The 13,453-nt window shown below is 65.7% G+C and carries 12 protein-coding genes and 1 tRNA gene; 8 read left to right on the forward strand and 5 right to left on the reverse strand.

Annotation, left to right across the window (positions count from 1 at the left end; genetic code table 11):
* Positions 1-137 precede the first annotated feature (137 nt).
* From PSAL_RS13900 to PSAL_RS13915, 4 genes are all read left to right on the forward strand, one after another.
* Positions 138-866: a uroporphyrinogen-III synthase gene (locus tag PSAL_RS13900; protein WP_196222805.1), complete on the forward strand. Its 729-nt coding sequence runs from the start codon at positions 138-140 to the stop codon at positions 864-866.
* Positions 867-918: 52 nt separating this feature from the next.
* Entirely contained in the window at positions 919-2,322 is a 1,404-nt protein-coding gene (locus tag PSAL_RS13905) for a COG4223 family protein (RefSeq protein ID WP_119839521.1), read from the forward strand.
* Between the two features lie 11 nt (positions 2,323-2,333).
* Entirely contained in the window at positions 2,334-3,881 is a 1,548-nt protein-coding gene (locus PSAL_RS13910) for a heme biosynthesis protein HemY (protein ID WP_119839522.1), read from the forward strand.
* Positions 3,882-4,028: 147 nt separating this feature from the next.
* Positions 4,029-4,104, forward strand: a tRNA-Thr gene (locus tag PSAL_RS13915).
* Positions 4,105-4,174: 70 nt separating this feature from the next.
* On the opposite strand, the gene PSAL_RS13920 is transcribed toward PSAL_RS13915, so the two are convergent.
* The 4 genes from PSAL_RS13920 to PSAL_RS13935 all read right to left on the reverse strand — a co-directional run bounded on the left by PSAL_RS13920 (position 4,175) and on the right by PSAL_RS13935 (position 7,631).
* Positions 4,175-4,954, reverse strand: coding sequence for a MipA/OmpV family protein (locus PSAL_RS13920; RefSeq protein WP_119839523.1), 780 nt, complete (start codon positions 4,952-4,954; stop codon positions 4,175-4,177).
* 98 nt (positions 4,955-5,052) lie between these two features.
* Positions 5,053-5,826, reverse strand: coding sequence for an SDR family oxidoreductase (locus PSAL_RS13925; protein ID WP_119839524.1), 774 nt, complete (start codon positions 5,824-5,826; stop codon positions 5,053-5,055).
* Positions 5,823-6,482, reverse strand: a complete 660-nt coding sequence (locus tag PSAL_RS13930; protein WP_119839525.1) for an isochorismatase family protein — start codon at positions 6,480-6,482, stop codon at positions 5,823-5,825. Before PSAL_RS13930 ends, PSAL_RS13925 begins: the two co-directional genes overlap by 4 nt.
* Before the next feature lie 33 nt (positions 6,483-6,515).
* Positions 6,516-7,631: an isochorismate synthase gene (locus PSAL_RS13935; protein ID WP_119839526.1), complete on the reverse strand. Its 1,116-nt coding sequence runs from the start codon at positions 7,629-7,631 to the stop codon at positions 6,516-6,518.
* Between the two features lie 244 nt (positions 7,632-7,875).
* Here PSAL_RS13935 and PSAL_RS13940 point away from each other — a divergent pair, with 244 nt between their 5' ends.
* Positions 7,876-8,820 (forward strand): nucleoside hydrolase, encoded by a 945-nt coding sequence (locus PSAL_RS13940; RefSeq protein ID WP_196222806.1) that lies wholly within the window; start codon positions 7,876-7,878, stop codon positions 8,818-8,820.
* Positions 8,821-8,847: 27 nt separating this feature from the next.
* Here the strand turns inward: PSAL_RS13940 and PSAL_RS13945 are convergent, their stop codons facing one another.
* Positions 8,848-9,744 (reverse strand): MurR/RpiR family transcriptional regulator, encoded by an 897-nt coding sequence (locus PSAL_RS13945; RefSeq protein WP_119839528.1) that lies wholly within the window; start codon positions 9,742-9,744, stop codon positions 8,848-8,850.
* 152 nt (positions 9,745-9,896) lie between these two features.
* On the opposite strand from PSAL_RS13945, the gene PSAL_RS13950 reads away from it, so the two are divergent.
* From PSAL_RS13950 to PSAL_RS13960, 3 genes are all read left to right on the forward strand, one after another.
* The gene (locus PSAL_RS13950) at positions 9,897-10,910 is read left to right on the forward strand and encodes an ABC transporter substrate-binding protein (RefSeq protein ID WP_119839529.1); all 1,014 of its coding nucleotides are present in this window, start codon (positions 9,897-9,899) and stop codon (positions 10,908-10,910) included.
* Between the two features lie 97 nt (positions 10,911-11,007).
* Positions 11,008-12,033, forward strand: a complete 1,026-nt coding sequence (locus tag PSAL_RS13955; protein ID WP_196941860.1) for an ABC transporter substrate-binding protein — start codon at positions 11,008-11,010, stop codon at positions 12,031-12,033.
* Positions 12,030-13,427, forward strand: coding sequence for an amidohydrolase family protein (locus PSAL_RS13960; protein ID WP_196941861.1), 1,398 nt, complete (start codon positions 12,030-12,032; stop codon positions 13,425-13,427). Before PSAL_RS13955 ends, PSAL_RS13960 begins: the two co-directional genes overlap by 4 nt.
* The last annotated feature ends 26 nt before the right edge of the window (positions 13,428-13,453 follow it).

The following is a 13,453-nucleotide window of genomic DNA, read 5'->3' on the forward strand; positions in this document are numbered from 1 at the left end:
CACCGTGTCAGGCCGCAAACAACTCTGCCCGGAGTTTTGCCCGCTGGCGATGGCCCGGCGGACCTTGCGCCATCACTGGCCGTTGATCCGGCACGGGGCCGCCCGCGACGGTATCGAAGATCCACGGAGGAACGCGCTTGCGACCCCTGGTCCTGATCACCCGGCCCGCGCCTGACGGGCAGAGACTGGCTGACCTGTTGCAGGCAGATCCTGCCTGCGAGGTCGATATCCTTGTCAGCCCATTGCAGCAGATCGAGTTCCTGCCCCTGCCGGCCCCGGAACCGGGGACCGAGCTGATTTTCACCTCGCGCAACGGTGTGCGGGCCTGGCAGGCGGCGAATGGGCAGGGCGCCTTGCAGGCCTGGTGCGTCGGGGATGCCACCGCCTCGGCTGCGCGGGAAGCCGGTCTGGAGGCGCGCTCTGCCGCGGGTAGTGTCGAGGATCTGCTGACCTTGCTGCGCGCGCAGGCCCCTGCGGCCCCGCTGCTGCATCTCAGGGGCGAACGCCATCGCGGCGATCTGACGGGGCGTTTGCAAGCGGCCGGTTTGCTTGCGCAGGGCGTCACCGCCTACCGCCAATGCGCCCTGCCGTTTTCGCCCAAAGCGCAGACGGCGATGAAACAGGCGCCCCTGATCATCGCGCCGCTCTATTCACCGCAGGGCGCGCGGCTTTTTGCCACTGGCTGGAAAAGCGACGCTTTGCTGATGATCGGCGCTATCAGCCCGGCAATCGTTCCGATCGTGGCACCTCTGGCCGCACATGCGGTTCGGATTGCCGCTCAACCAGATGGCGTTAGCATGCTTGAAGTAATTGCTGGACTCATCGACACTTCGCATCAGCTTGAGGCATCAGAAGGGGGTGACTAAGTTGGTCAAGTACCCATGACGCCGGTTCACAGAATCAAGGGGGGTTCTACCCGTGGCCAAAAAACCCAAAGACGACCAGGTGGAAACCGGAAACGAGGAGACCGCGATCAGTGCCGAAAGCGCACCGCGCCCCTCTGAAACTGATCCGCAGGCCCTGACCGAAGACGATCGGGACGCAGCCGGAGTGCCCGGTAACGATGACATCGGCGTTGCACCCAGTGATACGGTGACCGCCCCGGAAGGGATCGTCGCCGGCACGCCCGACGTGATGGACGAAGACGATGCCAGTGCAGTGGCGGATGTGCCCCCCGTGGCCAGACAGCTTGCCGCGCCCGTGCACGACCCGCGCGACGAAGCCGGGGCTGAGGCCGCGAGTCTGGGCGCCGAGGTCGAAGAGCTCATGGCGCTGGACGGAACCGCGCCCGACGACATGGCCTCTCCCGCCGCGGTGCCGCCGGAAATGGTGAACCCGGATGCGCAAACGCCTGCAAGCCCCCCATCTGCCGCCACATCCCCCAAGGCGCAGACCGAGGTCGTGAACCGCCATCGCTTCTTCCCGGCGCTGCTGGGCGGCGTGGTGGCTGCCGGTCTTGGCTTTGGCCTGGCGCTGGTGGTTCTGCCCGACGGGTTGGCCGGACTGCCGGGGCAGGGCGGGACAACGGTCAAGGATGACATGGCAACCCTGCAGGCCGAGGTTGCCGAGCTGAAATCTTCTGTCGCGCCGGTGGATCTGACCGGGATCGAGGATCGGGTGGAAACCCTCGGCTCCGGTCAATCGGGGCTGGAAAGCAGCCTGTCCGAAGCCACGGCGACGCTCGCGGCGTTGGGCGACAGGGTTGCGGCGCTGGAAGACGCTCCCGAAGATCAGGGGGTCGCGCCCGAGCAGATCGAGGGGATCAACGATCAGGTTGCGGCGCTGAAACAGGCGCTCGATGACCAGAGCGCGGCGCTGAAACAGGAAATCGAATCCGCTGCCCAACAGTCCGAGCTGAGCGCGGCGATGACCGAACTTGATGCCGCGCTGGACAGTGGCGAGGCCTATGAGGACTCCGTCGCCACGCTGTCCCGCCTCGGCATGACCGTGCCCGACGGGTTGACTGCCAATGCAGCAGGTGTGCCCACGCTGAACACGCTTCAGCAAAGCTTTCCCGATTACGCCCGCGCCGCGCTGCGCGCCACGGTGGACATGGGCGACACCAGTTCGGTCATGTCCTTCGTGAAATCGCAGCTTGGCGTGCGGTCCCTGACCCCGCAGGAAGGCGACACCACCGATGCGATCCTGTCGCGGGCCGAAGCGGCCCTGCGTGCCGGAGATCTCGACACAACGCTGAGCGAACTCGACAGCCTGCCGGAGGAAGCCAAATCCCCGATGCAGGACTGGATGGACAGCGCCCAAACCCGCGCCGAAGCTGTCGGGGCCCGTTCCGGCCTTGACGCCGCCACGCAGACGAATTGAGGTAGTTACGGATGCTTTGGTCATTTATCAAAATCGGCGTTTTCATTTGCCTGGTGGCTGCGGCCGCCATGGGGGCGAGTTACCTTCTGGAACTCGACGGGGGCGTGCAGATCGCCTTTGGCGCCTACGAATTCAACCTGACGCCGATGCGCGCGGTGCTGGCCCTGTTGCTGCTGCTGGCAGCGGTCTGGGTGCTGTTCCGGCTGGCGGGCCTTCTGATTGCCCTGCTGCGCTTCATCAACGGCGACGAAACCGCGCTGAGCCGGCATTTCGACCGCAACCGCGAACGCAAGGGCATCCAAGCGCTGAGCGAAGGCATGATGGCCCTGGCCTCGGGCGAAGGACGCCTGGCCATGGCCAAGGCCGCGCGGGCTAAGAAATACCTTGATCGCAGCGATCTGACCAACCTGCTGACCGCCCAGGCGGCCGAGCTGACCGGCGACAAGAAGAAGCGCGAGCAGGCCTATCGCCAGTTGCTGACCGATGACCGCACGCGCTTTGTCGGTGTGCGCGGGCTGATGAAGCAGCGGCTTGAGGAAGGCGATACCGAAACGGCGATGAAACTGGCCGAAAAGGCCTTTGCGCTGAAGCCCGGTCATGTCGAGGTGCAGGATACGCTGCTGCGCCTTCAGGCCGCCAATTCCGACTGGCAGGGCGCACGCAACACCCTGAAGGCCAAGCTGCGCACCGGGGCGCTGCCGCGTGATGTGCATCGCCGCCGTGACGCGGTGCTGGCCCTGTCCGAAGCCAAGGTGATCATCGACGAAGATGCCTCGATCGAGGCGCGCGAAGCGGCGATCCAGGCCAACAAGCTGAGCCCCGACCTGATCCCGGCGGCCGTCTATGCCGCGCGGGCCTATCACGAGCAGGGCAAGGACAAATACGCCAGCCGCGTGCTGCGCAAGGCATGGGAAACCAGCCCGCATCCAGACCTGGCCGTGGCTTTTGCCGCCCTCGTCCCGGACGAAACGCCCGCGGCGCGGCTGAAACGCTTCCGCGCGTTGACCAAGCTGCGTCCCGATCACCGCGAAACCCGGCTTCTGCTGGCCGAGCTGAACATCGGCGCCGAAGATTTCCCCGAGGCGCGCCGCGCCCTGGGTGATCTTGCCACGGTCAAGCCCGATGCCCGTGCGCTGACCATCATGGCGGCGATCGAACGCGGCGAAGGCAGCCCGGATGCGATCGTCAAGGGCTGGCTGACCCGTGCCGTCAGCGCCCCGCGCGGCCCGCAATGGACCTGCGAGAACTGTCATCATACCCACACCCACTGGGCGCCGGTCTGCGAGAACTGCGACGCCTTCGACACCCTGGCCTGGAAAGACGCCCCGGCGACGGAATACCAATCTCCGATGTCGCAGCAGATGTTGCCGCTGATCGTCGGGCGGGTCGATGATGCGGTGAACATGCCCGTGGTCCCGACCGAACCCGCCGTGAACCCGGCTGATCCTGCGGCGCCCGTTCCGCCGGCCGACACCGCTGACGAGGTCCCGGATGCAGAGCTTCTGCCGCCCGAGGAAACGACTGCCGAGGCGGGCAGCGAGCCCAAGGTCAGGTCCTGATCCCTCTCGCGCTGCGGGGCCATCAGGACCCGGAGCGCGAGGCACCGTGCAGGGGAAAATAGCACTTTCCCATGGGTCGGAGGGGTGCTATAGCCCCGCTCCACGAGGCCCCGCCAGCCACAGGCTTGCACCGCCTCGGGAAGAAGTGCCGGTGTAGCTCAGCTGGTAGAGCACGTCATTCGTAATGATGGGGTCGTAGGTTCGAGTCCTATCACCGGCACCACTTCTCTCCTCCCTTCCAAAGGTATCTCGCGATCCCGCTGCCAGGGACTTTGGTCGCTGTGGCATCAGCCCTACCAGGACCTCGCGATACCGGCCCCGGCGTATAGCTGGCTGCGTCGGCGCACCACCGGGCTGTTGGCGGCGTCGTCCAGCAGGTAGGAATAGATCATCCCGCCCACCACTGCCCAGTCTTCGGACACCGGTTGCACGAAGACGGCTGTCAGGCGGGCATCGCGCCAGCCCGATCTGGCGCTGTATTCGGTCAGCCCGCTGGCGGCCGATCCGGCGGATGTGACCGAGAAATAGCTGTCCATGTAAGAGGCCGATCCCCAACTGCCTGCCAGCCCCAGACCGAAGGCGCCATAGCGCCCCATGGGCAGCCAGCGCCGCAGGTTCAGGTCCATGACATGGCCCCCGTGTGCGCCCGTCGCGTCCTGCAATGCCCCGGTGCCGATATGCCAGCGGTCCCGCGGATCCGCACCGCCGGTTTCCCAGGCGACAAAGCCACCAAGGTCGACGGACATGTCGATATCCGGCAGCGCGGCAACCTGCGCATCCTGCACATCCCCGCGTCCAAAGCGCAGGATTCCGGCGGGCCCGGCCTTCCAATGTGGATCGTCGACCAGGTTCACGCTCAGGTAATTGGCTTCAAGGCTGATGTAGCGCCTGTCAAAGCTTTTGCGGATCAGTGGTGCGGCGGCCCGGATCGTATCGCCCGAGCCGATGTACTGCGGCCCCGCCCCTATCCCAACGGCAGCGAAATCGGGGAAGCCGGGCAGGTCCAGCACCGGGCTTTCGGCCAGCGCGGGTGGGGCCAGCAGTACCATTGCGGCGGCGATCTGGCGCTTCATGGGGGTCCCTCCGGTGGTGGTGACTGTCAATTCCTAACCACAGGTTGTGACAGGCTCCGGCGCCGGAGGGAATGGGAAGTTGTGTCGTCGGGGCCGGATCAGGCCCGCTGGGTCGCCCCGCCATCGACATAAAGATCGGCCATGGTGATATGCCCCGCTTCGTCCGACAGCAGGAAGATCGCGGCGCGGGCGATGTCTTCGGGCGTGGCGAGCTTGCCAAGTGGGATGCCGGACTTGAAGCTGTCGAGCGATCCGCGAATGACCCCCGCCGCGCCGCTTTCGGCATCGTCCCACATGCCGGTCTGCATCGGCGTCAGGGTCGATCCGGGGTTCACCAGGTTGCAGCGGACCCCGTGCTGACCCAGTTCCAGCCCCAGGCAGCGCACCGCCATGGCCGCTGCGGCCTTGCTGGCCGGATAGCCGCCCATGCCGAGCCGGGGAATACCGGCGGAATTCGACGCGACCGCGACGATGGCCCCGGTCCCGCGCGGCGCCATGACGCGGCCAAGCGCCTGGGTCACGAAGAAAGTGCCATGGGTATTGATGTCGAAGATGCGGCGCCAGTCCTCGGCCGGGGTCTCAAGCATCGAAGACAGGAACAGCGCCCCCGCCGCATGCAGGCCAAGCGTCAGGGGCCCCCCGGCCTCGGCGCGGGCGATGGCCTTGGTGACGGCCTCGGGGTCACTGACGTCCAGCGGTTCCCAACGGGCCAGGTCGGTGGCATCGGTGGGCAGGGTCTCCAATGCGGCGGGCAGGTCGGTGGCTGTGACCATGGCGCCGGCTTCATGCAGCAGGCGCACGGCGGCAAGGCCGATGCCCCCCGCCGCCCCGGTGACAAAGGCGCGGCGGCCGTCAAATCCGGTCAGTTTCATGCGGGCTCTCCTGCGGTCAGGGTGGCGAGGGTGTCGTCGGTGTCGATGGGCACGCCGCAGGTCGCGGCAACCCAATTCAGCGCCATGGCGTGTTGATCGGGACCGAAATCGGCCAGGGCATCGGCGACGAAGAAGGGTTCGATATCGCGCTGAAAGGCCTCGGTCGCGGTGCAGAGGCAGCCGATATGGGCATAGATCCCGGTGATCATCAGCTGATCGCGTCCCCGTGCCCGCAGCAACTGATCCAGGTTCGACCGCTGGAAGGCGCTGTAGCGATGCTTGTGCAGGGTGATGTCGCCCTCGGACGGTGCAAGTTCGGGCAGGATGTCCTCGTGCTCCGGCGTGGCCGACATCCCCGGTCCCCAAAGGTCAGCCTGAAGGCCGCGATCCGGGCGGAACTGGTCGCCTTTCTGCGCGGTGTAGAAGACGGGCACGCCGACGCGGCGGGCGGCATCCAGCAGGCGGGCGATATTGGCAGTCGCGCGGCGCAGCGGACCATTGTTGCGCGTCGCGGCATCGGCCCCGTAGGGCGCGCAGAAGTAACGCTGCATGTCATGGACCAGAAGCGCGGCGCGGTTGCGGTCCAGCGCAAAGGGCGCGCGGGGTGTCGGCAATCGTTCCGGCAGGGCGTAATCGGGGATGGTGGGCAGGGCCATGGGCCTCCCTTTCTTCTACGGGTCAGGTTGGGCCTAAAGCTGGTCGCGCAGCGCCGCGCAGCCAAGGGCGCGCAGCATGGTGCCGAACTTGGCCCCGGTTTCGGCGGTTTCGGCGGCGGGGTCGGACCCTTCCACAATGCCGGCCCCGGCGAAAAGCCGGGCGCGGGTGCCTAGCAATTCGGCGCAACGGATGGCGATATGCCAGGCACCATCGCCGGTGCTGTCACCCCAGCCGATGGCGCCGGCAAAGAAGTCACGCGGCGCGGCTTCGAGGTCGGCGATCGTGCGTTCGGCTTGCTCCATCGGCGTGCCGCCGACGGCTGGCGTCGGGTGCAACCGCACTGCCAGATCGAAGGCGGTGTGATCCGCGTCGCGCAGGGTGGCGCGGATCGGCGTGCCGAGGTGCAGCATGGAGTCGGTGGTGAAGACCTCGGGAGGGCCGGGCGGGGTGAAATCGCGGCACAGCGGGGCGAGCGTGTCGCTGATATATTCGACCACCAGCGCGTGTTCGCCCCGATCCTTGCCCGAGTCCGTCAGGCGGGCGGCGGCGGCGTGATCCTCGGCGGCATGTCCGGTTCGGCGGGCGGAGCCGGCCAGTGGATGCGACCTGACCGCCGTGCCGGTCTTTTCCAATAACAGCTCGGGGCTGGCGCCGATCAACTGCTTGGCGGCCTCGCGCGAGGGGTCGTGGATCGGCAGCAGAAACGGCAGCGCGACGGGATCGCGCGACAATTCGGCCAGCAGCGCCTGCGGATCCGGCGCCCTTTCGAAGGTCAGGTCCAGCCCCCGCGCCAGCACCACCTTGCGGAAGGCGGGGTCAGCCTTCAGGCGGCGCACCGCTTCGGCCACGGCGGCGGCGTAGTCCGCCGCGGCGGGGACTTCCTGGTGGGTCAAAAGGCGTGGGGCTGTGGCAGGGGCGGCTTCGGCCGTGGCAGGGGACAGCCCGGTCAGCAGCATCCCGGTGCCGCTGCGGGCAAAGGGCAGGGCGGCGACGTAGCTTTCGCCGATCCGCGCCGCAAGGGCCGCGACGCTGCCGCGGGACCATTTATGGGCAATGCCGTGACGCGACCCGATCCGATAGGGCAACGCCGCGCTGCCGGCGGTCAGACCGGAAGAGGCCGAAGGAAAGGACGCGGGAAAAAAGGTCATGGCATGCTCGGATTGATGCCCGGCGGCCTGATCTGCCTGTGCAGGGGGCAGAGATCTGGGATCGGGTGTAAAGCTGACTGTTTAGGTCGGCTATAGGATGATCGCGCGCCAACGGCAAGAGGGCAGCCGGGCCATCGGCGCCCGAAAGCCGGGACTGCGCAAATGTGGCCTTGCCGGTCGGCGGACGATCGGCCAAGGATTCGGGCGTTCCGACAGGGAACCGGATAGCAGCAGGAGACAGACCATGACCCGTATCATTCTGGACGTGGACACCGGGATCGATGACGCAATGGCCATTCTCTATGCGCTCGGCCACCCGGAGATCACACTGGAAGCCGTGACCTGTACTTTCGGCAATATCGACGTGGACAGCGCCACCCGCAACACCCTGCAGGTGCTGGAAGCCGCCGGGCGCGGAGATATTCCGGTCGCCACGGGCGCGCGGCGTGCCCTGACCCGCCCCTATGAAAAGCGCGGCAGCCGTATCCATGGCGCCAACGGGATCGGCGACGTGGTCATGCCCGACCCGCAGGCCCGCGCGCTGGACACCTGGGGCCCGGACCTGATCATCGACATGGTGCGTGCCGCCCCTGATGAGCTGATCCTGGTGCCGGTCGGCCCGATGACCAATGTTGCCCATGCGCTGATGAAGGCGCCCGACATCGCCGAAAAGCTGAAGGGGATCGTCCTGATGGGCGGCACGATCTGGCACCCCGGCGTGCCCGGCATCCCCAGCCCCGTCGCTGATGCGAATTTCTTCAATGACCCCGAAGCGGCGCGGATCGTCTTCCAGTCCGGCGCGCGGGTCACGATGATCGGCATGGATGTGACCATGAAGACCCGCCTGACCGCCGCCATGATGGCCGATATCGCAAAGCGTGGCGGTGTCGCGGCGGGCCATGTCATGCAGGCGGCGCGGTTCTATCTTGCGGCTTATCAGGCGCAATATCCCGGCATTGACTGGTGCGCCCTGCATGATCCGCTGGCCGTGGCCGTTGCGCATGACCCGTCGCTGGTCACCTGCGAGGCGATGCAGGTCGATGTCGAATGCGCCGGCACCCTGACCCGTGGCCAGGTCATCCCCGACCGCCGCAAGACCGGCAAGACCGTGCCCAATGCGCTTGTCGCGCTGGAAGTGGACTCCGCCCGGTTCGAGGAAGCCTTCACCGAGACGCTCGTCAGCGTGTAAAACTCCCGCCGGCGCCCCGCTTCGGCCCTAGTCCCGCACCTTGCCCATGATGAAGGGCAAGCCGAGGTCGGCGAATTCCTCGGAGGCGCGGTCCGCGCCGGGGCGCAGGGCGGCGATGGCCACTGAAAGCGCCTCAAGAAAGGCCAGGATCGCGCAATCCGATGTCGAGCCGAGTGTGCGGCGCGCCTGAAGATAGATCGACCAGCTGGCCACCTGCGCCAGCGGCGAGGATTGCGTATCGGTGATGCCGACCACGGTCAGACCCCGCAGGGTGGCGACCTCGGCCAGTTCCACGGTGTCGCGGATGTAGCGTGGAAAGGCGATCGCCATGACGATGGAGCCTTCGGGCAGCCGGGCGATTTCCCGCGCGGCGGTCAGCCGGCCACCCCCCGTCGGATTGGTCTGCACATGCACCCCCGCCACCGCCAGCCGGTGCGCGAAGATCGAGGAAAGCGCGGCGGAATTGTCGAACCCCAGGGCATAGACGTGGTCCCGGGCGACGATCTCTCGCGCCAGGGTTTCCACCCGCGCCATGTCGAGATTGGCGAGCGTGTCGCGCATGTTCTCGATGTCCTCGTTGAAGCTGGCGCTGACCCGTTCCGCGATGCTGGACCCTTCCGAGATCTGCTGGCGCAGCCGGTCCACCGGGGCCAGCACATGTTCGAAGGCGCGCACCACTTCGGCGCGGAACTGCGGATAGCCGTCATAGCCCAGACGACGGGCGAACCGGTTCGCCGTGGCGACCGAGACCCCCGAGGCATGGACCGTGTCGTTGATCGACAGCTGCACCACCTTCATCGGTGAGCCGAGCACGAAATCCGCGAAGATTCGCAGCGCGTCCGACAGCTCCGGATAGATCGCTTCGATCTTTTCCGCGACTTCGGAGCTGGCCGGCAGCACCCTGATTGCCCGATTTTCTTGCATTCGGCGCCTCTTCCCGAAAATTATCCCTGCGGAACCTGTAATTCATATTACAGGAATTGACCGTCCTTGTAACTATAGTTGTGAGCTTTGCAGCAAGCAGGGCCAAATGCCGCGCAAGATGCGTGCAACAACTCCGCCACAGGGAAATCGCCATGACCAGAACAATCAGCATGACGCGCCGGGGTCTTCTTGCCCTTGGAACCGCGCTGAGCTTTGCCACGCTGCCTGCAATCGCCTCGGCCCAGGATGCCTTCGAGATGACCTATGCCTATGGCTGGATCTCGAATATCGAACAGGGCGGCCTTTGGGGTGGGCTTGACCAGGGCTATTTCACCGAAGAAGGCCTGGACCTGAAATACATCCCCGGCGGCCCGAACGCGCCGCAGACGCTGGTGTCCCTGTCGGCCGGATCGGCGGATATCGTGACCGCGAACTGGCTGCCGGTTCTGGACGCGATCGACAGCGGCAACGATTTCATCATCCTCGGTGCAGTCTGGGCGAAAAGCCCCGCGGCGTTCCTGTCGATGGGCGACCTGCCGTTGACCGGTCCCGAGGACCTGGTGGGCAAGACCTTCCTGGCGCAGAAGCCCGAGGATTCCTCGATCATCGACGCGATCCTCGACACCGAGGGCCTGCCGCATGAATACGAGGTCAAGCCGACCGGGTTTTCGCCCGAACCGCTGGTGGCGGGGGATGGCGACATCTATTTCGCCTTTGCCACGAACCAGCCGATCACCATGGAACAGCTGGGCCTGAGCGAAGGCACGGATTTCCACACCACCCTGCTGGATGACCTTGGCTACGAGGTGAAGCAGAGCCTGATCATCGCCAAGCGCGACTATGTCGAAGCGCATCGGGGCGAAGTCGTCGGCTTCCTGCGCGGCTTCATGAAGGGGTGGGATTACGCCATCGCCAATCCCGGGGCCGTCGCGGATCTGGTGGTCGATGAATACGGAGCCGATCTTGGCCTCAGCAAGGACCAGCAGGTCCGCCAGATGGAGCTTCAGGCGCCGCTGCTGACCCCGGCCGAGGGCGAGACCTTCTTCGTCTTCGACCCTGCCCTGATCGAAGGCACAATGACCGAAGTGGCCGGTGACCGGACCGTGCCCCCCCTGGACCAGCTTCTTGACCTTTCCCTGGCCAAGGAAGCTGCCGAGGGCCTCTGAGCCGACCTCAGAGTTGCCCCTGCCCCCGGCGCCGGCCTCTCCCCCCCATGCGCCGGGGGCTGATTTCCCCCATTTCATCTGAACGGAAGGATCCATCATGGACCGCCGCAAATTCCTTGCCGGGACCGCCGGCCTGACTGCTGGACTGACTGCCACCACGATGATGCCCCGTCTGTCCCTTGCCGCTGATACGACCGCGCTGACGGCGCAGTTCGGCTGGATCGCCAACGTGGAATACGGCGACCATTTCATCGCGCTGGAAAACGGCTTTTTCGCCGAAGACGATCTGGAGGTCGAGATCAGCGCCGGGGGCCCGAATGCGCCCAACCCGCTGACCATGGTATCGGCCGGGACCGCGCAGATCGGCTATGCCAGCTGGCTGCCCTTCCTTGATGCGGTGAGTCAGGGCAACGACTTCGTGCTGATCGCCGCGCGTTTCCAGCAATCGCCCCTGGGCATCATATCCATGGCGAAGAAGCCGATCCTGACCGCCGAGGACATTGTGGGCAGTCGCATCCTGCTGCAGGGCGCGTCCGAGGAAACCGCCATCCAGGCGACCCTTGGCCTGAATGGGATCTCGGGCGAATTCACCGCCGTTCCGGCCGGCTTTTCACCTGAACCGCTGCTGGCGGGGGATGGCGACGGCTATACCGCCTTTGCGACCAACCAGGTCATCACGATGGAAACGATGGGCCTTGAGCGCGACAAGGACTTCTTCTTCAAGACCTTCGATGAACTCGGCTTCCCCGGCTATGCGGGCATCGCCTTTGTCGAACGCAAGTTCCTGGAGGCCAACCGCGATGCGCTGGTGGCCTATACCGCCGGGCTGATGAAGGCCTGGAAGGTCAGCTACGACGATCCCGCCTATGCGGCCAGGCTGGCGGTCGAGACATACGGGCGCGACTACGGGCTGGATCTGGATCAGCAGACCCGCCAGAACACCGCACAGATCGATTTCGTCTTCCCCGGCATGGATGCAGACTATCCGCTGTTCACGCTCGACAAGGCCAAGATGAGCGGGATCATGTATGACGCCGCCCGCGCCACGGGCCGCACGGATCTGCCCGACATCGACAGCATCGTCGATACCTCGATCGTCGAAGACGCGAGGAAGATGCTGTGAGCGACGGAACGACCAGGGCACCGCAGAAGGTCGATATCCTGATCCGTCACGCCGACGTGGTCACGATGGACGCCGAAGGCACCGTCATTTCCGACGGGGCCATCGCGGTGGACAAGGGGCACATCGTCTGGATCGGCAAGACCGACGCGGCGAACTTCATCGCCGCCGAGATCCTCGATGGCACCGACAAGATCGTCCTGCCGGGCCTGATCGACGCGCATTTCCACACCGGCCAGCAATTGCTGCGCGGCAAGCTGCAACAGATCGGGCGGACCCGCCCGCTGAAGCTGCCGGTCTGGAAGAACTACCTGATCCCCTGGGAAAGCTGCCTTGAACCAGAGGACGCCTATCTGTCGGGGCTGGTCGCCTATACCAACATGATCCAGGTCGGCACGACCTGCTTTGCCGAGGCGGGGGGCCCGCACCCCGACGAATTCGGCCGCGCGGCGATGGATGTGGGCATTCGCGGCTTCATCAGCCAGTCAACCGTCAACCAGTCCGAAAACATCGGCGCCGAAGTCCCCGCGAACATGCTTCAGACCCATGACGAGGCGTTGGAAAAGAACACCGGTCTGGTGGATCGCTGGAAGGACAACGACCGGGTTTCGGCGTGGTTTTCCCTGCGCCAGGTCATCGTCTGCTCGCCCGAACTGATCCGCGACATCGCCGCCGAGGCCGAGGCGCGGGACACCAAGATCCACACGCACCTTTGCGAAGGCAGCTACGAGATCGACTATACGACCGAGAAGTTCGGCAAGCGTCCGACAGAATGGCTCGAGGATATGGGGGTGCTGTCGCATCGCCTGCATTGCGCCCATTCGGTCATGCTTTCGCATCACGAGATGGATCTGTACGAGAAATACCGCCTGTCCTCCTGCCATTGCGCCTTTGGAAACTATTCCATCGGGGCGCATCGCCTGACCGAGATGTGGCATCGCGGCATGGACGTCGGTCTTGGCACCGACGGGCCGGGCGGCGGCGGCACCCTCGACATCTTCCAGGTGGCTCATACGGCGCATGCCGGGCAGCAGGCCGTCAACGCGGCTGCCTTCCACTGGCGCGAACCGATCTCCTTCCAGGAGCTTTTGCGCGTGGCCACCGTGGGCGGGGCGCGGGCGCTTGGCATCTTTGACGCCGTGGGATCGCTGGAGGTCGGCAAGAAGGCCGATATCCTGTTGGCAGACGCCAGCCAGATGGACGCCGCGCCGCATTACGACCCGCTGTTCACCGCCTCCAACGTGCTGGTCGGACGCGACGTGGAAACCGTCATCATCGACGGGGCCATCACCATGCGCGACCGCCAGATGGTCAATGTCGATACCGACCGGATCAAGGCAAAGCTGCGCGAACGCCTGCCCGTGATCACTGAAAAGTTCGACCGGCTGACCGCCTGAACCCGTCCCGAGAGAGACCCCGAGAA

Origin of the sequence: Pseudooceanicola algae (assembly GCF_003590145.2) — a bacterium.
Classification (GTDB): domain Bacteria; phylum Pseudomonadota; class Alphaproteobacteria; order Rhodobacterales; family Rhodobacteraceae; genus Pseudooceanicola; species Pseudooceanicola algae.